The organism is Synechococcus sp. CB0101, assembly GCF_000179235.2.
In the GTDB taxonomy this organism is placed as follows: Bacteria; Cyanobacteriota; Cyanobacteriia; order PCC-6307; family Cyanobiaceae; genus Vulcanococcus.
The window spans coordinates 390,902-415,309 of the sequence record NZ_CP039373.1; the positions used below are offsets into that span (position 1 = coordinate 390,902).

The window sequence follows — 24,408 nt, forward strand, 5'->3', positions numbered from 1 at the left end:
GCAGAGCGTCAGCGCCCAAGTATCACCAGCCATGCCGCGCCAGTGCGTCGCCGGGTTGACGCCGCCCCCTGCCGTCCCTAGCCAAGGGGTGATCCCGCCGGCCCGCCGCCATGGCCCTCCACGATTTCCGCGATGAGCTCGCTGCCACGGCTGCAGCCCTGGCGGCGCCGGGCACTGGCCTGCTCGCCGCGGATGAATCCACCGGCACCATCGGCAAGCGTTTCGATGCCATCGGCCTGGAGAACACCGAGGAGCATCGCCGCGCTTACCGCAGCCTGCTGGCCACCACCGAAGGCCTCAGTGAGCACATCTCCGGCGTGATCCTCTACGAGGAAACCCTGTTTCAGGACAGCACGGCAGAAGCCGGCGGCGGGCCGATCGTGGAGCTGTTTCAGAAGCAGGGCATCGTTCCCGGCATCAAGGTGGATCAGGGGGTGGAGCCCCTGGCCGGTGGTGTGGCCGGTGAGAGCTGGTGCACCGGCCTCAAGGGCTTGGCGGAGCGGGCCGCCCGCTACTACGCCCGCGGTGCCCGCTTCGCCAAATGGCGCGCGGTGTTGCAGATCAGCGGCAACGGAGCGCCATCGGAGCTGGCGGTGCGCGAGAACGCCTGGGGCCTGGCCCGCTATGCCCGCACCGTGCAGGACCAGGGCCTCGTGCCCATCGTGGAGCCCGAGATCCTGATGGATGGCGAGCACGACATCACCACCACCGCCTCGGTGCAGGAATGGGTGCTGCGCACCACCTATGAGGCGTTGGCGATGAACGGCGTGTTTCTCGAGGGCAGCCTGCTCAAACCCTCGATGACCTGCGCCGGTGCCGATTGTCCTCAGCAGCCCTCCGCCGAAGAGGTGGGGGCCTTCACCGTGCGCACCCTCAGCCGCACCGTGCCGGCTGCGGTGCCCGCCATCCTTTTCCTAAGCGGTGGCCTCAGTGAGGAAGACGCCAGCCTTTGCCTCAACGCCATCAACCAGGCCGCTGCCCACGGTGCTGCCCCCTGGCATCTGGGCTTCTCCTATGGCCGCGCCCTGCAGCACTCCTGCATCAAGCACTGGGGCGGCAACGACGTGGCGGCGGGGCAGGCGGCTCTTCTGGCTCGGGCCCGTGCCAACGGCGCCGCCAGTGAGGGGCGTTACGAGCCCGGCTCGGAGCCGTCGGATGACGCCAGCCTGTTTGTGGCCAACTACAGCTACTAGCGGCTCATCTCCAGCATCTTCTGGATCGGCTCCAGCGCCCGCTGGCGCATCGCCTCATCGAGCTCGATCGCCGGTGCCATGTCGGTGAGGCACTGCCACAGCTTCTCGAGCGTGTTCAGGCGCATGTAGGGGCAGGCATTGCAGCTGCAGCCGTCGGCGCCGGGCACCTCGAAGAATTGTTTGTCGGGCACGGCCTTGCGCATCTGGTGCAGGATCCCGGGCTCGGTGAGCACGATGAAGCTGCTGGCCTCACTGGCCTCTGAGCGGCGCAGCAGGGCGCTGGTGGAGCCGATGAAATCGGCGTGATCCAGCAGGTGTTGCTGGCACTCCGGGTGGGCGAGCACCTCGGCGCCGGGGTGCTCAAGCTTCAGCTGCAGTAACGCCTGCTCGCTGAAGGTTTCATGCACGATGCAGCTCCCGGGCCAGAGGGTGAGCTCCCGCCCGCTCTGGCTCTGCACCCAGCGCCCCAGGTTCTGATCGGGTGCGAACAGGATTGGGCGATCGGCGGGGAGCTGCTTCACCAGATCCACAGCGTTGCTGCTGGTGCAGATCAGGTCGCTCTGGGCCTTCACCGCTGCTGAGCAGTTGATGTAGCTCACCACTAGGTGATCGGGGTGCTCAGCGCGAAACGACGCAAAGGCATCGGCGGGGCAGGCATCCGCCAGGGTGCAGCCGGCCTCGAGATCCGGTAACAGCACCGTTTTGTCAGGGCTGAGGATCTTCGCCACCTCCGCCATGAAATGCACGCCGCAGAACACGATCACCTCGGCGTCGGTGGCGGCGGCCTTGCGGGAGAGTTCGAGCGAATCGCCGATGAAATCAGCGATGTCCTGGATGTCGGGTTCCTGGTAGTAGTGCGCCAGGATCACAGCCTTGCGCTGCCGCTTCAGCTCAGCAATCGCTGCTGGCAGCTCGGCGTGGGGCGGGCAACCGCCGGTGGTGTTCTGGGCAGCCGCGAAAACCAAGGACCAGGCCCTACCTGATGCAGGATGGCGTGAGCCTAGGCATCCGTTTGGCAGAGCTCCGCATCGCCATCGCCGGAGATCTGCACGGGCAGTGGGATGCGGTGGATGAGCAGCTCCTCGAGCAGCTCGCCCCCGATGCGTTGCTGGTGGTGGGCGACCTCAGCGATGGCCAGGCGCGGATCCCGGGGCGCTTGGCCCAACTTCCGCTGCCCCTGGCCTGCATCCTTGGCAACCACGACACGGGTCGTGATGCCAGCGGCCGCACCCTGCAACGCCAGATCGACGCCTTGGGAGACCGCCACTGCGGCTGGGATCTGCGTGAGCTCCGCCCCCCAGGGCTGGCCGTTGTGGGTGGCCGCCCCGCCAGTGCCGGTGGGGGCTTTCATCTCAACCAAGCCGCCCAGGCCGTGTTCGGCCCGGTGACCCTTCAAGACTCGGCCGCGCGGATCAGCGCCGCTGCTCTGCGGGCTGACCCCAGCCTGCCGCTGATCCTCCTGGCCCACTGCGGTCCCAGTGGGCTGGGCAGTGCCGCGGCGGACCCCTGCGGCCGGGATTGGAAAGCCCCCGCCTGCGACTGGGGGGATCAGGATCTTGCTCTGGCCATCGATCAGATTCGCCGCCACCGGCCACTGCCGCTTGTTGTGTTCGGCCATATGCATCACCGGCTCAAACGCGGCCAGGGGGAGCGCCTCAGCTACTGCGTCGACCGGGCGGGCACTGCTTATCTCAACACCGCCTTTGTGCCGCGCCACAGCCACGATGAGCAAGGTCAGCCCCTGCGCCATTTCAGTTGGGTGGAGCTGCGTGATGGCCAACTGCAGGAGATCAGCCATCGCTGGTATGGCCCGGATGGCGGCCTGCGCTACCGCCAGACCCTGATGCGCGCTGCGGAGCTGCAGCCGTGCTGATCTACGCCTGCGTGAGTGGCCATGGTTTTGGCCATGGATCGCGGGTGGCTGCCGTGCTCACCGCCCTGCACCACCATCGACCTCATTGGCGCTTGGTGCTGTCCACCCCGTTGGCGCCTGCGTTTTTGCAACTGGCCTTCGGGCCCGTGCCCTTTGAACAGCGCCCTTGCCGCTGGGATGTTGGCGTGATTCAGGCCGATGCCCTCGGCGCTGATGCCGCGGCCACCCTCTCCGCCCTCGACCAGCTCGAGCAACGGCTCTCAGCCCAGATCGAAGCGGAGCTGGCCTGGCTGCGGGCCCAACGGGAACCGGTGCTGGTGCTCGGGGATGTGGCTCCAGCGGCGGCATCGTTGGCCTCCGCCCTGGGTGCACCCCTCGTTTGGATGGCGAACTTTGGCTGGGACGCTATCTACCGGCCGATGGGCGGCGCCTTCAGCGGCTGGGCCGATCGGGCCCTGGCTGCCTACCGCCGAGGCGATGCCCTGATTCGCTGTCCCTTCTCGATGCCGATGGACTGGGATGTGCCCACCACGGATGTGGGACTCACGCCAGGGCGGGCTCGCCATGCGCCTGAGGCCATGCGCTCGCGTTTGCAGCTCACGGCTGCTCGTGAGCAGCTGGTGCTGGTGGGCTTTGGTGGCTTGGGTCTGGCCCTGGAGCCTCAGTTGCTGCAACGCTGGCCGAAGCACCACTTTTTGGTGAGTGATGCGGCCCTGGCGGCCGCGCCGAACGCCACGCTGATCCCGCCGGATCTCCGGCCTCTCGAGCTGATGCCGCTCTGCAGCCGCCTGCTCACCAAACCCGGCTACAGCACGTTTTGTGAGGCGCTCGCAGCCGGCATCGGTGTGCACCTGGTGCGGCGTGAGGGGTTCGCCGAGGCGCCTGTTCTAGAGGAGGCTTTGCAGCGCCATGGCTGGCACCGGCTGCTCAGCCGCGAGCAGCTGGAGCAGGGTGACTGGCAACTGGATCAGCCATTACTCCCGCCGCAGGGAGAGGCTTTGCCGGCTGATGGTGCTGATCAGGCCGCTGCTGTGATTTTGGCTACAGCACGCCTCGCACATGCAGCGGGCAGCCATTAGCAACTCTGCGTTGAGTTGCCGTACAAAACTCAGTGGCACACACTGATCTGAATGTGTTTTACGGGTTCTTGATCGCGGTAGACGGTTTTTGCGCTGGCACGAATCAACTTCCTTTGGTTCGGTTAGTGAGGCAATCTATACGCATCAAATGCTAGTCGCACCAGCAACTTCTTTTTAGAAAGCTTCTGCCTGACTGGTTGTTTGTAGCTCTTTTGCGATTCAGTTGAATCGTTATTTGCTTGATAGCAGATCAAGGGCTGCGCAACGGTCGCTGCTTTGTGGGTGTTGATCGCCTGCGGGGCCTGTTGTTCATCACTTGATTCGTTTGTTGTCAACATCGTTGTTCCGCGCCAAGCGCACTGCGCTGGTTGGTCTTGGTTTTGGCTTGCTTGGAGCAGCGATGTGCTCTCCGGCGCGCGCTGAATCTCAGGTTCATGCCTTGGTGGCGGCCCGGCCAGCTCCCGCCCTCGAGCTTGGGCGCCCGCGCTCCCAGTTGGCGATGCTCAACGTCAGCGATGGCCCCTCAGCGCTCGATCGCTTCTTCCGCTACGCCCTCACCCCTGAGCGGCGTGCCCTGCTCAACACGATCCGTTATGCCGAAGGCACCTGGGCCCGCGGCCACGATGTGGGCTATCGAATCATGTTTGGCGGCGGCCTCATGCCTGGCCTCGATCGCCATCCCGATCGCGTGATCTCCACCGGTCGCTACGCCAGTGCAGCGGCAGGCGCTTATCAGTTCATGCCGTTCACCTGGGCGCTCGCCAGCCGCAGCCTCCGGCTGCAGGGTTTTGGCCCGGAGGTGCAGGATCAGGCGGCCCTGTTTCTGATTCAGCGCCGCGGGGCGCTGCACCTGGCGGATCAGGGTGAGTTCACCCCCCACCTGGCGGCCAAGCTTGCCCCTGAGTGGGCCTCGTTCCCCACCCTCGCGGGCCAGAGCTACTACGGCCAGCCGGTGAAGCGTTATGCCGCGTTGAAGGCGTTCTACGAAGCCAACCTGGCTGAATTGCGCACGCTGGCTGGAGCAACTGCTCCTGTGGCTGAAGAGCTGGCCTGTGAGCCGGTGGATTCGCTGCGGTGCCGTCTGGAACGGCTCGATCGCGTCGGCCCCCGCAGCGTCGCCCAGGGCGTTTGATCAGCCCTCGCTGTCTTTGAGGCGCTGCTTGCCCACCGTGTTCTGAGCGATCAAGTACGAGGCCACGATCGCCCCCACAAACCCGAGGGCGTTGCGCAGCAACGGCAGCAGATCGGGCGTGCGGGTCACGATCGGGGCAATCCCGAACACGCCGAAGAGGATCACCCACAGGGGTGAGAGCAGCAGCACCCAAGCCCACTCCACCGTGTGCTCAGGCTTGCGGGGGTAGGCGGCGAAACCCACGATCACACCGCCCAGGATTGACGTGGCGAGGGTGAGGAGCCATTGCTCCTGAGGCAGGCCGGGCACCACCTGGCAGCCGCCGATCTCCAGGCAGCCTTCCACGGTGTGGAGGGAATCGAGGATCGCGGCGTCCTGGCCGTGATCGCGCACGTAGTACACGTTGCCGAAGCGGGTTTGCAGCTCCACCCAGTAGGTGCGCGGCATCAGGGCAAACAGCGCATCGCCCACGTTGAAGTTGAGCAGGTTGCCGCCGCGCTCATCGGCGATCAGCAGCAGGCTGCGCTCATCGAGGCCCCAGAAATCCTTCACCGCCAGGCCCGGGGTGCGGTCGTACTGGGTGAGCACCCGTAACTTCCAGCCGCTCACCGCTTCGAAGTTGTTCAGCTCAGCCTCCAGCGCAGCGCGCTGGTTGTCGGTGAGGATCTTCGCCAGATCGATCACCGGTGTGGGGTGATCGGGCAGTAGATCGGGGTTGTCGTAGGCCAGGGCGGGGCCGGCCCCCAGGCCCAGCACCAGCATCAGGCTGAGGATCGCGCCCGTGAGCCAGCTCCACACTCGATCCATCGCGCCTGCTTCAGTGGCGAGCATTCTCCCTGAGCCCGCTGCCTCCGCGTGAGTTCCGCTCCTGCCAGCTTCCATCCCGCTACCGCCTGGCTGGCGGAGCGCCTGCGGGAGGCCGGCGGCGCCGTGCCGTTCCGCACCTATATGCAGTGGGCCCTGCATGATCCCGAGCACGGCGCCTACGGCAGTGGCCGTTTGCAGGTGGGCCCCCGCGGCGATTTCGCCACCTCGCCCTCCCTCGGCCCGGATTTCGCGGCTCTCCTGGCGCCCCAGATCGCCCAGTGGCTGGAGCAGCAACCCGCCGATCAGCCGTTGGCTTTGGTGGAAGCCGGTCCCGGCGAAGGTGATCTGGCCCTGCAACTCGCCCAGGAACTGGCGGCCGGCTGGCCTGAGCTGGCAGCGCGCACAGCGCTGGTGTTGATCGAACCCAACGCCGGCATGGCCGAGCGGCAGCGCGCCCGTCTGCGCGAGTGCCCACTTCCCTGCCGCTGGAAGAGCATTTCGGAGCTGGCTGCTCAGCCCGTGCGGGGTGTGTTGCTGGCCCACGAAGTGCTCGATGCGCTCGCGGTGGAGCGGATCGTGTGGGACGGCACCCTCTGGCGCCGCCAGCAGCTGGCTCTGCACGAGGCGCCGGACGCGCAGCCCTCGCTACGGCTTGAGCCTGGCGAACCCTTGGAGCCGCAGGAGCTCGCTCAACTGGAAACCCTTGGGCTGTTGCAGCCCGGCTCCCAGCGCCCGCCCGGCTGGTGCACGGAGTTGCATCCCGAGCAGGCCCCCTGGCTTCAAGCGGCTGCCGCAGCGCTGGGCTCCGGTGTGCTGTTGGTGATCGATTACGCCCATGAGGCCTGGCGCTATTACGCCCCCCAGCGCAGCAATGGCACCTTGATGGCCTACCGGCAGCAGCAGGCCAGCCCTGATCCGCTGCAGGAGCCTGGCCATTGGGACCTCACCGCCCACCTCTGCCTGGAAACCCTCGAGCAGGCGGCGCTAGCCACAGGCTGGCAGCCCCTGGGCCAGCGTAGTCAGGGCGAGGCCCTGTTGGCGTTGGGGTTGGCGCAGCGCCTGCATGGGCTGCAGCACCAGAGTGGCGCTGGCCTCGATGCCTTGCTGGCGCGCCGCGAGGCACTGCTGCGTCTGGTGGATCCCCACACCCTCGGCGATTTCCGCTGGGCCGCGTTTTCTCGCTCAGCAGCCTCCGGTGATCAGGGCCGGAGCGATGCCTTGTTTCTGCAGGATCCCCCGCTGGCCTGAACGAACCGCCTCGGCCACAGGTCAGGGCTTGCTCAGCTGCAGCGCGCCAGTGCAGCCAACACCTGCTCGCCGCTCACGTCACTGCGGATCTCCACGCTGCCGAGGCTGGTGGGCAGCACGAAGCGCACGCAGCCATCGCGCACCTTCTTATCGCCCTGTAGGCACTGCAGCACGGCTGAGCTCTCCAGCTCCGGCCAGCGACCCGGTAGGCCGGCGGCGGCGATCACCGCCCGCTGACGGGCTTGATCATCGGGGCTCCACAGTCCCAGCTCCAGCGCCAACTCGCCGGCGGCCACCATGCCGATGGCTACGGCTTCCCCGTGCAAATAGGTGCCATAGCCGCAAAGGGCTTCCACTACATGCCCGAGGGTGTGGCCGTAATTGAGGATCGCCCGCAGGCCCCCTTCCTTTTCATCCGCCGCCACCACCTTGGCCTTGGCTGCGGCTGAGCGCTCCAGCACGCTCTGCAGTAAGGCGGCCGGGAGGGTGTCCATCGAGGCCAGCCGCTCCCCGGCTGCTTCCAGCTCACGGAATAGCTCGGGATCGCCGATCACCCCGTACTTGATCACTTCCGCCATGCCAGCGCGGAATTCCCGCTCCGGCAGGGTGGCGAGTGTGTCGGGATCGATCAGCACCAGGCGCGGCTGATGGAAGGCACCGATCAGGTTCTTGCCGCCGGGATGGTTCACCCCGGTTTTGCCGCCGATGGAGGCATCCACCATCGCCAGCAGGGTGGTGGGTACCTGCACCACGGCGATGCCCCGCAGCCAGCTGGCCGCCGCAAATCCCGCCATGTCGCCCACCACGCCGCCACCGAGGGCCACGATCAGCGAACCGCGCTCCAGCTTGCGCGCAAAGGCGGCGTCGTGGATCAGCCCCACGGTTGCAGGGGTTTTCTGGTCTTCCCCGGCCTCGATCACCAGCATGCTGGCGTTGAAGCCTGCCGCTTCCAGGCTCGCCAGCGCCTTGGCCCCGTAGTGCTCATGCACCACCGGGTTGGTCACCACCAGCACCTTGGTGCCCGTTTTGATGCCCTGGGCCTGGATCTGTTCGCCGAGGGCCGAGAGCGCACCCCGCCCGATCACCACCGGATAGGGATTGGCGCTGAGCGCCACCTCGATGGTGCGGATCGCGGTGGCCGTGGCGCTCATGGAACAACGCTGCTGTCACCTGAGGCTATCGGTCGCCTGCTGCTGCCAGCACCTCCAGCAGTGCAGTGCCGTAGCGCTCGAGCTTGGCTGTGCCGATGCCGCTCACGCGTCCGAGCTCGCTCAGGGATCCGGGACGCACTGCCGCCAGCTCCACCAGGGTGCGGTCGTGGAACACCACATAGGGCGGCACCCCCTGATCGCGGGCCTGCTCGCGCCGCCAGGTTTTCAAGGCGGCCAGCAGCGGATCGTCGGCATCCACGGCCGCGCTTGCGCCCCCTGCGCTGCCGGCGCTGCGGCGGCGCTGTTCCTTCGCTGGTGGCGGCAGCACCAGCTCCAGATCCCGCTCCCCTTTCAACAGCGGTTGCACCAGCTCGGGTGGACCAAAACACAGGCCCCCTTTGGCGTCCGCCGGCGATACGAGCGCTCCGAGGCTCACCAGCTGACGCAGCAGCGCCCGCCACTGCCCCCGGTCCAGCTCCTTGCCGATGCCGTACACACTCAGTTGGTCGTGCCCCAGCGTGCGGATCCGCTCGGTGTTGCCGCCGAGCAGCACATCCACCACGTGGGCTGCCCCGAAGCGCTGCCCGGTGCGATACACGGCAGACAGCGCTTTCTGCGCGGCCACACGGCAGTCGCTGCGCTCCTGGGGCTCCAGACAGCCATCGCAGTTGTTGCACGGCTCGGCCAGCCCTTCGCCGAAGTGGCGCAGCAGCACCTGGCGCCGGCATCCGCTGGCTTCGCTGTAGGCGATCAGCGCCTCGAGCTTGCCGTGCTCGATCCGCTTCTGCTCCTCACTGGCGCCCGAGTCGTCGATGAAGCGGCGCAGCTGAGGGATATCGCCGGCGCCATGGGCCATCCAGGCCACCGCCGGCAAACCATCGCGGCCCGCCCGGCCTGTTTCCTGGTAGTAGGCCTCGAGGCTCTTGGGCAGATCCACGTGGGCCACGAAGCGCACGTCGGGTTTGTCGATGCCCATGCCGAAGGCGATCGTGGCCACCACCACCACGCCGCTGCCCAAACGGAAGCGCTGCAGCGCCTGGCGCCGCGCCTCGGCGTCCATGCCGGCGTGGTAGCCGATCGCGTCGTAGCCCGCGGCCTTGAGTTCCGCGGCCACCCGATCCACCCGGCTGCGCGAGCGGGCATACACGATCCCGGATTCGCCCCGATGCTCCGCCAGGAACTGCAGCAGCTGCGTGTTGCCGCTTTGTTTGTGGCGCAGCAGATAGCGGATGTTGGGCCGATCGAAGCTGGCCAGGAACACCTCGCCCTGCTGCAGCTGCAGCCGCTCGCGGATGTCGATCTGGGTGCGCGGATCGGCGGTGGCGGTGAGGGCCAGCCGCGGCACCTTCGGAAAGCGCTGCGCCAGTTGATCCAACTGGCGATATTCAGGGCGGAAGTCGTGCCCCCACTGCGACACGCAATGGGCTTCATCGATGGCGAACAGGGCCAGCGGCGCCGATCCGAGCCGCTCCAGCAGATCACCGCTCAGCAGCCGCTCGGGCGACACATAAATCAGATCCAGCTGTTCATCGCTCAGCTGCCGCCACACCCGTTGGCTTTCATCAGCCTCCAGGCCGGAATGCAGGGCGGCGGCCGCAATCCCAAGCTGCTGCAAGGCTTCCACCTGGTCTTGCATCAGGGCGATCAGCGGCGAGATCACCACAGCCAGCCCCGGCCGGCACAGCGCCGGCACTTGGTAGCAGAGCGATTTTCCGCCGCCGGTGGGCATCAGCACCAGGCCGGATCCGCCGCCGATCACGTGGCGCACGATCGCCTCTTGCGGCCCGCGGAAGCTGGCGTAACCGAACACCCGTTGCAGCACCTCCAGCGGATCGCTGGTCCGCGGGGCCGGGCTGCTCAGCATGGGCGAGTGGCTGATCGGACGAGATCTCCCACAATGGCGCGATCACGGCTGGCTGCATGGCTGAGCGTTCCCCCCGCATCGGTGCGTCCTCCGCAACCGCCTGGGGCTTCCTGGCCCCGGGCCTTGTGCTGATTGGGCTGTCGGTGTTGATCCCAGCGGCCATGGCCCTGGTGATGAGCTTCACCCAGAGCGGTCTGGATGTGAGTGAGCCGTTGCAGTTCGTGGGGCTGGCGAACATTCGCCGCCTGCTGAGCGACCCGATGTTCTTCAAGGTGCTCGGCACAACCCTGCTCTATCTGGTGGGTGTGGTGCCGCCGGTGGTGCTCGGTTCCCTCGCCCTGGCGGTGTTGGTGAATCGGCAGTTGCCAGGGATTCACTGGTTTCGGGCCGCGTTCTACACGCCGGTGTTGGTGTCGATCGTGGTGGCCGCGATCGCCTTCCGCTGGCTGTACGCCGAAACCGGCCTGATCAACGGCTGGCTGAGTGCCCTATGGCCGGGCGGTTTTCAACCGATCGGCTTTCTCACCAATCCGCTGTTGGCCTTGCCCTCGGTGATGGTGGTGACCCTCTGGAAAGGCCTCGGCTACTACATGGTGATCTTCCTGGCGGGGCTCCAGGGCATCAGTGCTGATCTCTACGAGGCTGCCGAGCTCGATGGCAGCGAAGGCTGGCGCAAGCACCTCGACATCACCCTGCCGCTGCTGCGCCCCTACGTGACCCTGGTGGCGGTGATCTCCGCCATCGCCGCCACCAAGGTGTTCGAGGAGGTTTATTTGATGACCCAGGGCGGTCCGGCCGATGCCACCAAAACCCTCGTGTATTACGTGTACGACCAGGCATTCGCGGAGCTGGAAATCAGCTACGCCTGCACGGTGGGTCTGGCCCTCTTCGTGATCGTGCTGCTGCTCAGCCTGGTGCGCTTTGCCTTCGCCGGCGATAAAGGTTTCAGCTGAGGACCGCCAGCCACGCTCACGGCCGCGTGGATGCGACATTGATCCATTGATCAATCGCGCGCATGGGCGCAGCCCCATCGATCGGAATCGTGGGCGGCGGGCAGTTGGCCTGGATGCTGGCTGAAGCGGCCCGCCGCCGCGGTGTGGAGCTGCATGTGCAGACCCCAGGCGCTCAGGATCCGGCGGTGAGCCTGGCCACGTCGGTGATTCAGGCCGACGTGCGGGATGTGGCCGCCACCCGTGAGTTGGCGTCGCGTTGCAGCGCGGTGAGCTTTGAAAACGAATGGGTTGATCTCGACGGCCTGGCACCCCTGGCCGCCGATGGTGTGCGTTTTTTCCCGAATCTCGAGGCCCTGCGCCCCCTGGTCTGCAAGCGCAGCCAGCGGGAGCTGCTTAATCGCTTCAACCTGCCCTCGCCGGCCTGGTTCCCGCTGGAGCGCGTGCATGAACCGCCGGAGCCCGCCGAGCCCGCGGATGGTGGCTCCAATGCAGCGGCAATACCGAATCCGGCCCCGGCTGCGGCATCACCCCAGCTTCCGCCTGGCTTTGCCTATCCGTTGATGGCCAAGGCCGCCAGCGGCGGTTACGACGGCAAGGGCACCGCTGTGCTCCGCAGTGATGCCGATCTCGATGGTCTGCTGGCGCGTGTGGATGCCAGCAACTGGATCGTTGAGGAGTTTGTGAGTTTCGAGCTGGAGCTGGCCGTGGTGGCTGCCCGCGACCAGTTCGGCGATGTGGTGTGCCTGCCCGTTGTGCAAACCCACCAGCACCAGCAGGTGTGCGATTGGGTCTTGGCTCCCTACGAAGCCCCCCATGCCTTGCAGCAGGCCGTGCGCAACATGGCGGCCTCGCTGCTCACGGCACTCAACTACGTGGGCGTGCTGTCGATCGAATTGTTCTATGGCCCCCGCGGGCTGATGATCAACGAGCTGGCCCCACGCACGCACAACTCAGGCCATTACTCGATTGAGGCCTGCGACCTCAGCCAGTTCGATCTGCAGCTGCTGGCGGTCTCAGGGCAGCAGCTCAGCGAACCAGCCCTCCAGAGCCCCGGTGCGCTGATGGTGAACCTGCTGGGCTTTGAAGCCCGCGGCGCCGAGGATCCCGCGGCGGCCTACGAGGGGCAGCGTCAGGCGCTTGCGGCCTTGCCTGATGCCCATCTGCATTGGTACGGCAAAGCGGGTGCTTCGCTGGGCCGCAAACTCGGCCATGTGACCCTGCTGCTTCAGCAGAGGGATCCTGCGGCCCGGCGTCAGGAAGCGATGGAGCGATTGGAGCAGGTGCGGCAGATCTGGCCCCTTCCGCCAGGTTCTGAGGCCGATCAGTCGGCTTAAGATTTGCTCGGACTGCTGTGTTGGTGACTGCCTTCTACAGTTTTCTGATCTGACTCCCTTTTCGACTTGGGGCGTCTGTCGCGACAGTGCCGTAAACCGGCCTCGTAGCCGGAAACGAATCTTCGCTTTGACTCCCCTTCTGGTTTATCCAGGTCGGAATCTGGGGCAGAACGGCACAGCGGTTCACCCTCTTCATTGCATCGGCACGACACCGAACAGCGCGTCATAGAGGCGCTCATTGGTGACCATCAAGCTGGCCAGCTTGTTGATCCCGTTGCCCCACACATCCACCTCGCCGGCATCAGCACCTGAAAGCCCCGGGTTGCTGCCCCACGTCCCATCGTTCAATGAGCGCAACAGTGATGGCTGGGTCACTCGGCCTGCTGCAAGCCGTGCACCCGGCTCACCGTCAGCATCACTGCTGAACATGCGAATCCGCCGGCGGCTCACTTTGAACCAACCCGTGATCTCATCCTGATCACCGCTCGACCATTCGAGCCACTGCTTGGATGTGCCCAGGCGTTCCCAATCGCCGTTGATCGCGTATCGCTGCATGGCTCGATGGCTTTGAGCTCAAGCTAGAAGCGCCGAATCCCCGTGCCAATCTCCCTGTAGCAGGGCTTTGCTGGATGGATCGCTCGGTGCTGGTGCGCCCCCGATGGCTGCGTGGCGCACTGCGCAAGGGGGCCTATCCCTATTACTGGCTTACTGCGCCGCTGCGCCCTCTGCCCTCGGCCCTGATCATCGGCACGATGAAGGGGGGCACCAGCACCCTCAATGCCTGGTTGCGCCATCACCCGCAGGTGATGTTTTCCGCGATCAAGGAGGTGCACTATTTCGATGAGTGCTTTGAGCGCGGCGAACGCTGGTATCGCACCTATTTCCCCCTCTGGGAGCAGTGGCTGGGTGGCCGCTGCAGCCTGGAAGCCACCCCTGCCTACCTCTATCGGGCATCGGTGGTGATCCCCCGTATGCATGCCCTGTTGCCCGAGGCGCGCTTGATCGTGCTGCTGCGCAATCCGGTGGCCCGGGCCATTTCCCATTACGGCCATCAGCTGCAGCGCGGCGTGGAGCAGCGATCAGCCGCTGATGCCTTGATGGGAGCCGATCCCTCTGGCAAGGGCAAGCCCAACCACTACAAGCGGCGTGGGCTGTATGCCGAGCAGCTGGAGCAGGTGCTGCAGCTCTACCCCCGCGAGCAGTTGCTGGTGTTGCGCAGCGAAGACTTTTTCGCGGAACCGGCCACTTCCTACGCCACGGTGCAGCGTTTTCTCGACCTGGATCTCCAGCCGTTGCCGCCCCTCTCGGCTCCGGAAAATGTGGGCCGGGCTAAGACGGAGATCGCACCGGAGGTGCGGGCTCACCTCCATGACTTTTACCGCGAGCCCAACCAACGCCTGCAGGCGCTTTTGCCTGAGTTCCCCCTATGGGACTCCCCTCACACTGGAGCAGGATTCAGCGGCTGAGCGCCTGACCGATTCGCTCTTCCAGGGCTTCGGCATTCAGGGCCGTGACCACGAACACCTCCTGGGCGCTGCTGCCCCGCCGGGCCACCAGCTTCCAGCCCCCCGTGATCGGCGTGGACACCCGCAGACGCAGCTCTGGCGAACGGCCCTTCACCCGAGCGATCACGGCGGGTGTGATGGTGTCGATCGCTGGATCGCGCACCAGCCGCTTCAGCAGTGGGATCAGCCCCTCCAGGTAGGTGCTGTGGGTGATCACCAGCCGGCCCATCGCTGCCGCATGTGGTCGTCAACCCTAGGGATTCCTGCTAAACCATGTGTCCCCTTTTGGGTCGCCATGGCCGTGCGGGCTCAGCCTGAGATGCGCGAGTTGCTGCGGCGAGAACTGCTGCGGGAGCTGGGTTCTCCATCCCAGGTGATCAGCCTTGAGCAGCGCGGCGATCGCCATCTCAAGGGGCTTGCGGTGTGCTCGGGGCGGGTGCTCAGTTTTGTGCTCGATGCCCAGTCACAGCGGCTGCGCACCCGGCCCTTGTTTGATCTGCTGTTGCGCAGCCGGGCTTAGCCCCGTTCCAGCGGCGCCATCGTGAGTCCTTCGGCCCCGAGCTGCTGGTGATACAGCTCCGCCTGCTCGAGCGGACCGCTCCACACGAGCGCTGATCCCTGGCCGTCGATCTGATGGGCCAGCTCCCAGGCCCGATCGGATGTCATGGCCGGGATGTAACGCACCAACACCTCCACCACGTGCTGAAAGGTGTTGTGGTCGTCGTCGAGCACGATCACGCGGCCAGTGGGATAGGGGGCGTCAACCCGCTGCTTGTCCCGTACCGCCTGCTGTGCCATCTGATCACAAGCCGTTCTGCGCCCTCAGTTTGGCGCCTGGCGCTGGTTACACTCCAACCACATTCGCAACAGCTCCATGCTGATCACCGTGGGTTGGGCCTCTCTGTGCGCCGTATTCACCTTCTCGATCGCCATGGTGGTGTGGGGCCGTAACGGCGACGGCTCCATCAACTTCTGAACGTGAGCGACGTTGTTGTTGCTGGCCTCACGCTCAACAACGTGCTGGCCATCCTGGCGGCCTCTCTGTTGGTGTTTGTCAGTGGAGGGGTGATCTACCTCTCCACTGTCGAGTGGCGTGATCGTCGCCGCCGTCAGCAGCCTGTGGTCCCCACTGCCAAACCCCGCACCAAAGCCAAGGCCCTGCGGTGATTGCTCAGCAGGAGTCGTTTGACCCCTGGGCCTGGCGCCTTTCGGAGCAAGTGGTTTGCGCTCCTGCGCTGGCTCCACCAGCTGTGGCAAGCCTGCCTCCGATCTGGAGTGACGATCTCCAGCGGGAGCTCGTGGCCCAGCTCAGCGCTGATCCAACCAGTGCCAGCAGTGTGAGCCTGGCGGATCAGCTGCTCGCCATGCCTGCATCGGAAGCCCTGCGAGGGCATGCCGATCGCTTGCGAGAGCAGCTCGTGGGGGAGACGGTCACCTATGTGGTGAACCGCAACCTCAATTTCACCAACCATTGCCTGCAGCACTGCAGCTTTTGCGCCTTTCGCCGTGATCCCGGGGCGGACGGGGCTTACTGGCACAGCTTCGACACCTTGCAGGAGCGAGCCGCTGAAGCTGCCCAGCTGGGCGCTTCAGAGCTGTGCATCCAGGGGGGGCTCAATCCGGATGCCCGGCAGGAGGGGTCTGCATTGCGCTATTACCAGGCGCTGCTGGAAGCCCTCCAAGCCGCCGCCCCTGGTTTGCACCTGCATGCGTTTTCGCCGCAGGAGCTGCTGTTCATTGCCGAGCAGGATGCCCTGCCGCTTCAGGCGGTGATCGATGGACTGCTCGACGCTGGCCTCGGCTCGATTCCTGGTACCGCAGCGGAGGTGCTGGATGAATCGGTGCGCGCGCGGCTATGCCCCGAAAAGCTCACGGCTCGGCAGTGGTGTGCCGTGGTGCTCCAGGTGCATCGCAGTGGCTTGCGCAGCACGGCCACGCTGATGGCCGGTCACATCGAATCCAACCGTCAGCGCGCCACCCATCTGCTCACGCTGGTGGCTCTGCAGCAGATGGCCTGGCAGCATCAGCAGGCTGGGTTCAGCGAGTTCGTGTTGCTCCCCTTCATCGGTGCGCAGGCTCCAGCGCCCCTCCGGCAGCGCGTGGGCCGCGATCAGCCCGAGCTTGCGGCGATGCTCGCCCTCACGGCCCAGGCCCGGTTGCTGTTGGATCGCTGGATCGTGAACCACCAGCCCAGTTGGGTGAAGCTCACCCTGGCGGGTGCCACCGAAGCGCTGCGATGGGGCGCCAACGACCTGGGTGGCACCTTGATGGAGGAGAGCATCACCAGCGCTGCCGGAGCCCTCGGTGGTACGGCCCAATCGGTTGAGGCTCTGCGGGCAGCGGCCGGTGCGCTTCAACGCCCTGTGCGTCAGCGCACCACGCTCTATGGGGCGGTACCGGCGTGCGTCTGAAGCCGCTCTCTCTCAAGAACCTGTCTTTGCCAGAGCTGTCTCTGCGGGATCTGCCCCTGCGGGTCACCGCGCTCACCAGCGTGGCCCTGTTGGTGATTCCGGCTGCGCTGGTGCTGTTGGTGCCCCGGCGTCTGGCCAGCGGCCTCGACCGGCTCATGCCCGACGCAGCATTGCTGCAGAGCTTTGTGGCGCGGCCGGCGCAGCCCGCTCCAGCCCTTTGGCAACAACGACTCGGCCCTGAGCTGGCGCAGCGCTACTGGCGCGCCCAGCGGCGGCTTTGGTGGCAGTTCTGGGGGCCGCACGGTGATGCCGGTGCCTATCTGGTCTTCTCCGCCAGCCCCACTGACCCACTCCCACCGGATGGTCTGCGCGTCGATGATCTGATCGTGGTGGCCCCCAGTCCCCTGGCCAGGCAGCTGCTCGAGCAACAGCTCAAGCTGCGGCGCCGTCCGCCTCGGGGCCTTGATCAGCGCTGCAGTCAGGCTCTGCTGCAGCAGGAAGCTGTGCACTGGAATCCTGCAGCGCTGGCCCAGATGCTGGGCCCCCTGGCGCCCTTGGCGATGACGCTGCAATTGGGATGCATCACGCTTCGCAGCGAAAGCCGCGCGCTGCTGTGGGAAGGGGAAGCGGAAGCCAGTCCTGATGCGATGGCGGCTGCTCCCGCCAGGCTGTCCATTCCTTCCTTGGGCAAGTCACAGGATGCGGCCCAACCCCTTGAGCTTCGAGGTCAGCGGCTGGATCTGCTCCTGCGTGGCCTGCTCAGTACAGCGCTGCTGCGCAATGCCCTGGCGGAGCGCTACGGCCTCGGTCCAGAACAGGTGCGGCGGCTTCAGAGCGCACCCTTCAGCCTGCAGCTTCAGGCTCAGCCTGAGGGCCCGTATCGCGCCGGCCTGCAGCTGCTGGTGCGCTTGCCCGGCGAGCGTTCGCTGTGGGATCGCTGGCTTCGCGATCTGAGTGCGGCCCTGGAGCAACAGGGATTGACCCGCTCGCAGCCAGCGTCGGGTCTCAGTTTGTGGAGCCGCGAAGATGCGGCCGTCGTGGGCGGGTGGCGTTGGCTGAACGGGGATGAACTGTTGCTGTTCCTTGGTCCCAATCCGCTGAAGGCACCCTCCCTTGCGGATCCTGTGGCTGCCGACTGGCAGCTGTTGCTGCAACCCCAGGCACTCGATCAACTGGAGTTGCTGCCGCCTGGGCTGCCGTTGGTGGTGAAGCGCGCCTCGCAGCTGGTGCTGCAGGGGCGCGGTTCAGGATCCACAGCTCTGAGCGGAAGGCTCGAGCTCAGGTAGCGCTGCCTTCCGCGGCGCGTTCACGGCGGCGCCGCTCCGCTGCCACGGTTTCCTCCATCAGCTCCACCGCCTGGCTCATCTTTTCGATGTTGCCGGCATAGAGGCTGAGATCTTTGTCCACGCGATCTTTGATCAAGCCCATCGATTCACCGATCTCGTGCGCGGCGCTCCGCAAGGCCTGAGGATCGAGGGCATCAGCACCCTGGGCGCTCTGCAGCAGGCTCAGCAGACCAACGGCCACCAGCCGTGAGTAGTGGAAGTCATCGCGCTGCACGCCTTGCAGAAGTGAAGCGATCAGCTCAGGGGCACCCTGACCCTGGTTCGAGAGCCAACCCTTCACCTCCTCCAGGCTGTGGTGCCCCACCTGCTGACGGGCCTGCTCAGCCTGGGCCCTCAGGGCGGCGCCGTCAAAGCCGTTGGCGCTGCAGAGCGCCTGGAACAGCGGCTCCCGCTGGGCCTCGGGGCGGTAGCCGGTGGAGAAGCTGTCGAACACCTGGGTGAGGCCCACGGCGAACAGGCCATCGGCCCGAAAACCCTTTTGATGGCTGAGGAGATGCAGCTCCACCAGCAGCTCATCCACCAGGCGCCGGTAGATCGGTGCGATCACATAGGAAAAAGCGCTATGGAAGGCACGCTTGCTATCGGCAACAGTGAGGCTCACGCCCACGCTCTCATCGCTTGAGGTGCTGGGACCCTAGCTCGCGAGGATCGCTGAACTCGGCAGAAGCTCAGTAGGATCCCGCCAGCTGCTGAGCCCCCTGTGTCGATGATCCCGATCGTGATCGAAGAGTCGGGCCGGGGCGAGCGGGCATTCGATATCTATTCGCGCCTGCTGCGCGAGCGCATCATTTTCCTCGGCGAGCCCGTCACCTCCGAGTCGGCGAATCGGATCGTGGCCCAGCTGCTCTTCCTGGAGGCCGAAGACCCTGAGAAGGACATCTACCTCTATATCAATTCCCCCGGAGGCTCCGTCTACGACGGTCTCGGCATCTTCGACACCATGCAGCACATCAAGCCGGATGTGCACACGGTGTGCGTGGGTCTGGCCGCTTCGATGGGTGCTTTCCTCCTCTGCGCCGGCGCCAAGGGCAAGCGCAGCAGCCTCACTCACTCGCGGATCATGATCCACCAGCCCCTCGGTGGTGCCCGCGGCCAGGCCAGCGACATCCGCATCCAGGCTGACGAGATCCTCTACCTCAAGAAGAAGCTCAACCAGGAGCTCGCCGATCGCACCGGCCAACCCCTGAGCCGCATCGAAGAAGACACCGACCGCGACTTCTTCATGTCACCTGCCGAAGCCGCTGAGTACGGCTTGATCGACAAGGTGATCGACAAGCGTCCGGTGCGTGCCGTCTAAGCAGCGCCCGATGGGCAAGGGCCGCCCTCCTTCGGAGCGGCCCAGCAAGGTCTGCCCCGTGTGCGGCAGGCCTTTTTCATGGCGTAAGAAATGGGCAACGGTATGGGAGGAGGTGATCTACTGCTCCGACCGTTGCCGCAAACGCCGCTGAGGATCAGCTGCGGGTGAGGGTGGGGAAGCGGTTTCCGGTGTAGAGCTGCGGCATCGCCGAGGCCAGGGCTGATCCCACACGCATGCAGGTGGCGTCCTCATAGGTGGGCGCAATGATCTGGATGCTGGTGGGCATGTTGTCGGGATCCAGTCCTGTGGGTGCAGCCAGTACGGGGTTCCAATTGAGCAGGTTCCAGAGGGGGGTGAGCACCCAGCCGGCGAGGGGATCCACCTCCACACCATCCACGAGCAATGTGTCGCGGAAGGGGTCGATATCGGCGGGTATTTCGCTGGTGGTGAGCGTGGGCATGATCAGCGCCTGATACCCGCTCTGGAACACCTGAGCGTCGACTCGGCGATAGATCTCGGCCGAGACCTGTGCTGCATGCCGCGCCTGTTGCGGTCCCATCGAGGTGGATGCCAGTTCGGCGAAGTGACGGCCATAGCTCGTCAGCTGATCCTTCTGGCTCACCAGATCGGCCATGTCGGCCCCCTGAATGCCGGTGAGCAAGGATTCCATCAGCACCTTGCGGATGTCGCTGCCGCTCACCCCAAGGTCCAGGTCCACCTTGGTGATCACAGCGCCCTGGCGCTCCAGGGCCGCAAGGGCGGCCTCGGTGTTGCGCCGCACGTTCTCACTCACCTTGGCCCAGCCCTGATTTGGTGAGTAGGCAATCCGCATGCCCTTCACCCCGGCGTAGGTGAGAGGGAGGTCCAGCTTCGGGCGCAGGGAGTTCATCACGCCGGGCGCTGGGCCGGAGATCACGTTCTCCAGGCGGATCATGTCCGGCAGGGTGCGGGCCAAGGGCCCCAGCACAGAAGGAAGCAGGCTCACGTAGGTCGGCTCCACCGGCACCCGTCCATAGGGCGGTTTGAAGCCCCAAAGGCCGTTGAAGGCCGCAGGAATCCGGATCGATCCGCCCATATCTGAGCCGGTGGCCAGGGTGGTGAGACCAGCAGCCAGTGCAGCACCGCTACCGCCTGAGGAGCCGCCCACGGCGTACTGAAGATTCCATGGATTGCGCGTGACGCCCCAGAGATCGCTCCAGGTGACCCCAAGGAAATACATCTCGGGCACGGTGGTCTGCGCATGCAGCACCGCTCCGGCATCGAGAAGTTTCACCACGATCGGGTCGTTCGTGGTCATCACCCGATCCCGAAACACCTTCGAGCCGGCGGTCATGGTCCAGCCCTTCACCGCCATCTCATCTTTGAGGGCCACCGTGATGCCCTCAAGCGCGCGCGGATTGCCCTGCTGCCAGCGCCGCTCCGATTCCTGGGCCTGCGCCATCGCCTCCTTGGGATGGAGGTAGGTGAAGCAGTTCACCACCTTGCCGCGCTGCTCGGTGAGCCGAAGCTGCGCCTTCAGCACCTCCACCGGTGAGAGCTTTTTCTGGCGGAACAGCTGGAGCTGCTTCGTCGCCGTCATATAAGCGAGTTCGAGATCGCGGGCCTCCGTTGGAGCAGCACCAGCGGCCCTCACCCCCCTGGAAGGGGCCAATCCAAGGGCTCCAGCCATTCCGAAGCCTGCAGTGGCTCCAAGCATCTGCAGGGCGTTGCGGCGAGTGAGGGTCACAACAGCGTTTGTGTTAATCGCTTAAAAGTTTGGCTACCACTTCTGGAAGGCTGTGGGGGTGTTGTCGAAAATCGACATGCGTCACGCTTCGGCTTGCCACGCCGAACCACTGTTACCTCCATCCAGGAATCACGTTCCTGCGTTTGGCTGATGGGGTCAGCAGAGCTGTGGAGAGCCAATAGAGCAAGGTGATCTCGATCAGCTGTGCGCTCAGCAAAAGAAATGAGGCAGATGCAGGCAGATTGAGTTGAACCGGCACCGTCAGTGCGGTGGTCAAGCTCATGCCACAGCCGATCCACCAGAGTTGTCGAAGCGTCCTGGATGGCAGCTCACGCGGTGAGACCAGCAGCACCCACAACAACTGAGCACTAAGGATCACCACATACGACACCCACAGCCTGGGAACAATCAAGCCGTCGAACACCTCAACGGCCTTCCACTGACGGTGATCCAGCAGTTCGATCAACAGGGGCTGTCCGAAGGAAGAGAGCGTCCATCCCCAGAGGGCATCGATCACCATCACCAGCGCATGCGGAATCATCTCCCTGTATCGGCTGGTCATGATGGGGGGCGCCCTAGCTCAGGGCGTCCTGAATGACAGCATTGCTGTACCAGCTGTAGGGGCCTTCGCGAACCGGCTCGATGCCGAGTTCAATGCGCAGATCATCGAGGTTGTCGGCCATGCGCTCTTCCCAAATGATCGGGAAGAGGGGTTTGGCTTTGATCCCCATGTTCATGCCCTGGGTGATCAGGTCGAAGCTGTAGCCGATGCTGCCTGCACGCTCCAGATCATTGGTGAACTCCTCGTCAAGCTTGTCGGTCTGGAAAAAGCTCAGCATCAGACTCACCAGGTCGAGAAAGAGGAAACCGGGAAAGCTGAACTGGCTCACACTGATACTCACTACACCGATCTCGCCAAAGTTGTCGAGACTGAAGCCGCTCAGAATATGGTGTAAGTCATGGGTGGCGTAGACCCTGTAGTTGATGTAATCAGCATCACTTTCAAGGTTGTTGTAGAACGCCGGATCAGGGAAGAAATCGATGTCGTATCCCATCGCTTCCATCACCTTGGCGTAGGTGTGCCCGAGGCTTCCCTTCGGGAGTTGCTTCATCGCCTCCACGTTGTAGGGCCCACTTAAGCGGCGTTGCTTGATCAAGGCAGCCGCAGCTGGATCCTGTTTGAGTTTGCGCTCACACACCACCATTGGATTGCCGGTGATCCGCCGCGACAGCTCAAACACATTGCTGGCACTCTCGCCGCCTCCAGCCGCCAGGTCGGCCAGTTCGAGAAATTCAGCGATGTGCTCTTTGGATGCAATCTGATTGAGGTAGCGGAATCCCATGGTGGATGCTGGCTCCTCTCGGTTGGTTTTTGTACCCTTGATGGTGCACAAAAAAAGCCCGTGCGTCAAAGCACGGGCCGTTGGTTGGGCTGAGAGAAGGGCTTAGGCCTGGGCAGCTTCAGGCTCAGCCTTGGCTTCGCTCACCACCTCACCATCACTGATGAAGGGAGAAAAGCGCTCTTTCTCAGGGATGGCTGTGAATTCACCCACGAGTGCACGGAATTCATCACCATCGAGGCTTTCCTTCTCGATCAGCACATCCACCACCCGGTCCATGCAGGCGCGGTTCTCGGCCACGAGCTTCACGGTTTCCTCATAGCAGTTCTGCACGATCTGGCGCACAGCCAGATCCACACGAGCTGCAGTGGCATCAGAGCCGTCGCTGCGGGTCATCAGGTCGCGGCCCAGGAACACTTCCTGGTTGCCAGCCTCGAGGGAGAGCTGGCCCACTTCGCTCATGCCAAAACGGGTCACCATCTGGCGGGCGATGGACGCCACCTGTTGGATGTCGCCGCCGGCGCCGGTGGTCACTTCAGCGTGGCCGAACACCACATCTTCAGCAGCGCGGCCGCCCAGGGCTCCCATGATCCGGGCCCGGAGCTGCGCGCGGCTCACCAGCATCTGCTCCTCGTCGGGGGAGAACCAGGTGAGACCTTGGGCCTGGCCACGCGGAATCAGGGTGACCTTCTGCACTGGGTCGTGGGCTTTCACCAGGGTGCCCACCAAGGCGTGGCCCACTTCGTGATACGCGATCAGACGCTTGCTGCGGCCATCGGTGAGGGGTTTGCCCTCCATGCCGGCAATGATCCGGTCCACCGCGTCGTCGATCTCGGCGAGGCTGGTGGCGTCTTTGCGGCGACGTGCCGTGAGAATGGCGGCCTCATTGAGCAGGTTGGCCAGGTCAGCACCGGAGAATCCAGGGGTGCGGCGGGCAATGGCTTCGAGGCTCACGTCATCGGCGAGCTTCTTATCGCGGGAGTGCACCTTGAGCACCGACAGGCGGCCCTTGATGTCGGGCACATCCACCTGCACCTGACGGTCGAAACGGCCGGGGCGCAGCAGCGCCGAATCCAACACATCAGCGCGGTTGGTGGCGGCAATGATGATGATGCCGCTGTTGCCCTCAAAGCCATCCATCTCCGTGAGGAGCTGGTTGAGGGTCTGCTCACGCTCGTCGTTGCCACCGCCCACACCGGCGCCGCGCTGACGGCCCACGGCATCGATCTCGTCGATGAAGATCAGGCAAGGGCTGTTTTCCTTGGCGCGCTTGAACAGATCGCGCACGCGGCTGGCACCCACACCCACAAACATCTCCACGAACTCCGAGCCGGAGAGGGAGAAGAAGGGCACGCCGGCCTCACCGGCAATGGCTTTGGCCAGGAGGGTTTTACCGGTGCCGGGAGGACCCACCAGCAGCACACCTTTGGGGATTTTGGCGCCCACGGAGGTGAAGCGTTCAGGGGTCTTGAGGAAGGTCACCACTTCCTGAAGGTCCTGCTTGGCCTCTTCCACACCGGCCACATCGTCAAACTTCACGCCGGTTTCGGCTTCCATTGCAAAGCGCGCCTTGGTTTTGCCGAACTGCATCGCTTGTCCGGGGCCGCCGGGCATGCCGTTCCCACGGCGAGCCAGGAACACCAGTACGCCGATCAGCAGCAGCGGGAACAGGAGGTTCCCCAACAGGCCGAGGGCCGGCGGTGCTTGGCGGGGCGGGTGAATGTCGAAGCTGATGCCCTGCTCCTTGAGGTTGTTCACCAACTCAGGAGCCAGCCCGGGCAGGTCCACGCGCAGGCGCTGCACGCGGTTGTCGAGATCGGGGTCGACCGCTTCCACTACGGCGGTGCGGCCACCATCAAAAATGTCGACGGCGGTGACACGACCTGCTTCCACGTAATCCAGGAAGCGGCCGTAGCTCATCCGAGCCACCGCAGCGTTGCTGGGAGCCACGGTGGGGCCGTTGGGAGCGCTGAGGCGACCGGCACCGTTGCCGAGCACTTGCCAGCCCAGAAACAGGGCTACCCCGATGGGCAGCACCCATAGGGCAATGGTGCGCCAGCGCTGATTCATGGCCGCCTCAGAAGCAGGTGGAGATGTTTACAAGTGTAAAGCGGCTCCTGCCTGGATCGGGATTCTCAGCCCCAATCCC

Annotated in this window: 27 protein-coding genes and 1 other RNA gene; 16 read left to right on the forward strand and 12 right to left on the reverse strand. The window is 65.0% G+C overall.

Annotated elements, in window-relative coordinates; translation table 11 throughout:
* Window positions 1–110 precede the first annotated feature (110 nt).
* Complete coding sequence (locus CB0101_RS02185; RefSeq protein WP_010308933.1) at window positions 111–1,193, forward strand: class I fructose-bisphosphate aldolase; 1,083 nt, start codon at window positions 111–113, stop codon at window positions 1,191–1,193.
* On the opposite strand, the gene nadA is transcribed toward CB0101_RS02185, so the two are convergent.
* On the reverse strand, window positions 1,190–2,158 hold the full coding sequence (nadA, locus tag CB0101_RS02190) for a quinolinate synthase NadA (protein WP_010308931.1): 969 nt from the start codon (window positions 2,156–2,158) through the stop codon (window positions 1,190–1,192). The two genes, CB0101_RS02185 and nadA, sit on opposite strands and share 4 nt — an antisense overlap.
* 17 nt (window positions 2,159–2,175) lie before the next feature.
* Here nadA and CB0101_RS02195 point away from each other — a divergent pair, with 17 nt between their 5' ends.
* The 3 genes from CB0101_RS02195 (at window position 2,176) to CB0101_RS02205 (ending at window position 5,277) form a co-directional block, all read left to right on the forward strand.
* Window positions 2,176–3,066, forward strand: coding sequence for a TIGR04168 family protein (locus CB0101_RS02195; RefSeq protein WP_010308929.1), 891 nt, complete (start codon window positions 2,176–2,178; stop codon window positions 3,064–3,066).
* Window positions 3,060–4,145 (forward strand): hypothetical protein, encoded by a 1,086-nt coding sequence (locus tag CB0101_RS02200; RefSeq protein ID WP_010308926.1) that lies wholly within the window; start codon window positions 3,060–3,062, stop codon window positions 4,143–4,145. Before CB0101_RS02195 ends, CB0101_RS02200 begins: the two co-directional genes overlap by 7 nt.
* Before the next feature lie 400 nt (window positions 4,146–4,545).
* Complete coding sequence (locus CB0101_RS02205) at window positions 4,546–5,277, forward strand: endolysin (protein ID WP_371413614.1); 732 nt, start codon at window positions 4,546–4,548, stop codon at window positions 5,275–5,277.
* Here the strand turns inward: CB0101_RS02205 and CB0101_RS02210 are convergent, their stop codons facing one another.
* On the reverse strand, window positions 5,278–6,084 hold the full coding sequence (locus tag CB0101_RS02210; RefSeq protein WP_010308920.1) for a TPM domain-containing protein: 807 nt from the start codon (window positions 6,082–6,084) through the stop codon (window positions 5,278–5,280).
* A gap of 48 nt (window positions 6,085–6,132) precedes the next feature.
* On the opposite strand from CB0101_RS02210, the gene CB0101_RS02215 reads away from it, so the two are divergent.
* A complete protein-coding gene (locus tag CB0101_RS02215; RefSeq protein WP_010308917.1) occupies window positions 6,133–7,332 on the forward strand; it encodes a class I SAM-dependent methyltransferase in 1,200 nt (399 codons plus the stop codon).
* Between the two features lie 32 nt (window positions 7,333–7,364).
* Here the strand turns inward: CB0101_RS02215 and aroB are convergent, their stop codons facing one another.
* Window positions 7,365–8,483 carry a 3-dehydroquinate synthase gene (aroB, locus tag CB0101_RS02220; protein ID WP_010308913.1) on the reverse strand — a complete coding sequence of 373 codons (1,119 nt, stop codon included), beginning with the start codon at window positions 8,481–8,483 and terminating at the stop codon, window positions 7,365–7,367.
* Between the two features lie 25 nt (window positions 8,484–8,508).
* Window positions 8,509–10,347, reverse strand: a complete 1,839-nt coding sequence (gene recQ, locus CB0101_RS02225; protein ID WP_010308910.1) for a DNA helicase RecQ — start codon at window positions 10,345–10,347, stop codon at window positions 8,509–8,511.
* 56 nt (window positions 10,348–10,403) lie between these two features.
* Between recQ and CB0101_RS02230 the strand changes: the two genes are divergently transcribed.
* The 3 genes from CB0101_RS02230 to ssrS all read left to right on the forward strand — a co-directional run bounded on the left by CB0101_RS02230 (window position 10,404) and on the right by ssrS (window position 12,823).
* Complete coding sequence (locus tag CB0101_RS02230) at window positions 10,404–11,300, forward strand: carbohydrate ABC transporter permease (RefSeq protein WP_010308908.1); 897 nt, start codon at window positions 10,404–10,406, stop codon at window positions 11,298–11,300.
* Between the two features lie 62 nt (window positions 11,301–11,362).
* Window positions 11,363–12,634 carry a 5-(carboxyamino)imidazole ribonucleotide synthase gene (locus CB0101_RS02235; RefSeq protein WP_010308905.1) on the forward strand — a complete coding sequence of 424 codons (1,272 nt, stop codon included), beginning with the start codon at window positions 11,363–11,365 and terminating at the stop codon, window positions 12,632–12,634.
* A gap of 6 nt (window positions 12,635–12,640) precedes the next feature.
* Window positions 12,641–12,823, forward strand: a non-coding RNA gene (ssrS, locus tag CB0101_RS02240) — 6S RNA.
* A 3-nt stretch (window positions 12,824–12,826) separates the two neighbouring features.
* Here the strand turns inward: ssrS and CB0101_RS02245 are convergent.
* Window positions 12,827–13,189 (reverse strand): hypothetical protein, encoded by a 363-nt coding sequence (locus tag CB0101_RS02245; protein ID WP_010308901.1) that lies wholly within the window; start codon window positions 13,187–13,189, stop codon window positions 12,827–12,829.
* 74 nt (window positions 13,190–13,263) lie between these two features.
* On the opposite strand from CB0101_RS02245, the gene CB0101_RS02250 reads away from it, so the two are divergent.
* Window positions 13,264–14,100 carry a sulfotransferase domain-containing protein gene (locus CB0101_RS02250; protein WP_010308900.1) on the forward strand — a complete coding sequence of 279 codons (837 nt, stop codon included), beginning with the start codon at window positions 13,264–13,266 and terminating at the stop codon, window positions 14,098–14,100.
* Here the strand turns inward: CB0101_RS02250 and CB0101_RS02255 are convergent.
* Window positions 14,090–14,368 (reverse strand): DUF2103 domain-containing protein, encoded by a 279-nt coding sequence (locus CB0101_RS02255; protein ID WP_010308897.1) that lies wholly within the window; start codon window positions 14,366–14,368, stop codon window positions 14,090–14,092. The two genes, CB0101_RS02250 and CB0101_RS02255, sit on opposite strands and share 11 nt — an antisense overlap.
* Before the next feature lie 90 nt (window positions 14,369–14,458).
* On the opposite strand from CB0101_RS02255, the gene CB0101_RS02260 reads away from it, so the two are divergent.
* Window positions 14,459–14,659 (forward strand): hypothetical protein, encoded by a 201-nt coding sequence (locus CB0101_RS02260; protein ID WP_246833806.1) that lies wholly within the window; start codon window positions 14,459–14,461, stop codon window positions 14,657–14,659.
* On the opposite strand, the gene clpS is transcribed toward CB0101_RS02260, so the two are convergent.
* Entirely contained in the window at window positions 14,656–14,937 is a 282-nt protein-coding gene (gene clpS, locus CB0101_RS02265; protein ID WP_010308891.1) for an ATP-dependent Clp protease adapter ClpS, read from the reverse strand. The genes CB0101_RS02260 and clpS overlap by 4 nt on opposite strands.
* Window positions 14,938–15,013: 76 nt before the next feature.
* Between clpS and petN the strand changes: the two genes are divergently transcribed.
* The 4 genes from petN to CB0101_RS02285 all read left to right on the forward strand — a co-directional run bounded on the left by petN (window position 15,014) and on the right by CB0101_RS02285 (window position 17,836).
* Window positions 15,014–15,115 (forward strand): cytochrome b6-f complex subunit PetN, encoded by a 102-nt coding sequence (petN, locus tag CB0101_RS02270; RefSeq protein WP_010308888.1) that lies wholly within the window; start codon window positions 15,014–15,016, stop codon window positions 15,113–15,115.
* A 2-nt stretch (window positions 15,116–15,117) separates the two neighbouring features.
* Window positions 15,118–15,306 (forward strand): hypothetical protein, encoded by a 189-nt coding sequence (locus tag CB0101_RS02275; RefSeq protein WP_010308885.1) that lies wholly within the window; start codon window positions 15,118–15,120, stop codon window positions 15,304–15,306.
* A 92-nt stretch (window positions 15,307–15,398) separates the two neighbouring features.
* On the forward strand, window positions 15,399–16,550 hold the full coding sequence (locus tag CB0101_RS02280) for a CofH family radical SAM protein (protein ID WP_371413624.1): 1,152 nt from the start codon (window positions 15,399–15,401) through the stop codon (window positions 16,548–16,550).
* Between the two features lie 26 nt (window positions 16,551–16,576).
* Window positions 16,577–17,836: a hypothetical protein gene (locus CB0101_RS02285; protein WP_010308878.1), complete on the forward strand. Its 1,260-nt coding sequence runs from the start codon at window positions 16,577–16,579 to the stop codon at window positions 17,834–17,836.
* Here the strand turns inward: CB0101_RS02285 and psb29 are convergent.
* Window positions 17,829–18,503 carry a photosystem II biogenesis protein Psp29 gene (gene psb29 / locus CB0101_RS02290; RefSeq protein ID WP_010308876.1) on the reverse strand — a complete coding sequence of 225 codons (675 nt, stop codon included), beginning with the start codon at window positions 18,501–18,503 and terminating at the stop codon, window positions 17,829–17,831. The two genes, CB0101_RS02285 and psb29, sit on opposite strands and share 8 nt — an antisense overlap.
* A 99-nt stretch (window positions 18,504–18,602) precedes the next feature.
* On the opposite strand from psb29, the gene clpP reads away from it, so the two are divergent.
* Together clpP and CB0101_RS02300 are read left to right on the forward strand one after the other, a co-directional pair.
* On the forward strand, window positions 18,603–19,193 hold the full coding sequence (gene clpP / locus CB0101_RS02295; protein ID WP_010308873.1) for an ATP-dependent Clp endopeptidase proteolytic subunit ClpP: 591 nt from the start codon (window positions 18,603–18,605) through the stop codon (window positions 19,191–19,193).
* Window positions 19,194–19,203: 10 nt separating this feature from the next.
* A complete protein-coding gene (locus CB0101_RS02300; RefSeq protein WP_010308870.1) occupies window positions 19,204–19,344 on the forward strand; it encodes a DUF2256 domain-containing protein in 141 nt (46 codons plus the stop codon).
* A gap of 3 nt (window positions 19,345–19,347) precedes the next feature.
* Here the strand turns inward: CB0101_RS02300 and CB0101_RS02305 are convergent, their stop codons facing one another.
* From CB0101_RS02305 to ftsH, 4 genes are all read right to left on the reverse strand, one after another.
* Window positions 19,348–20,919 (reverse strand): amidase, encoded by a 1,572-nt coding sequence (locus CB0101_RS02305; RefSeq protein ID WP_010308867.1) that lies wholly within the window; start codon window positions 20,917–20,919, stop codon window positions 19,348–19,350.
* A gap of 112 nt (window positions 20,920–21,031) precedes the next feature.
* Window positions 21,032–21,481, reverse strand: a complete 450-nt coding sequence (locus CB0101_RS02310; protein ID WP_136643937.1) for a hypothetical protein — start codon at window positions 21,479–21,481, stop codon at window positions 21,032–21,034.
* A gap of 13 nt (window positions 21,482–21,494) precedes the next feature.
* Window positions 21,495–22,262, reverse strand: a complete 768-nt coding sequence (locus tag CB0101_RS02315) for a Coq4 family protein (protein ID WP_010308860.1) — start codon at window positions 22,260–22,262, stop codon at window positions 21,495–21,497.
* A 102-nt stretch (window positions 22,263–22,364) separates the two neighbouring features.
* On the reverse strand, window positions 22,365–24,329 hold the full coding sequence (ftsH, locus tag CB0101_RS02320) for an ATP-dependent zinc metalloprotease FtsH (RefSeq protein WP_010308856.1): 1,965 nt from the start codon (window positions 24,327–24,329) through the stop codon (window positions 22,365–22,367).
* Window positions 24,330–24,408 lie beyond the last annotated feature (79 nt).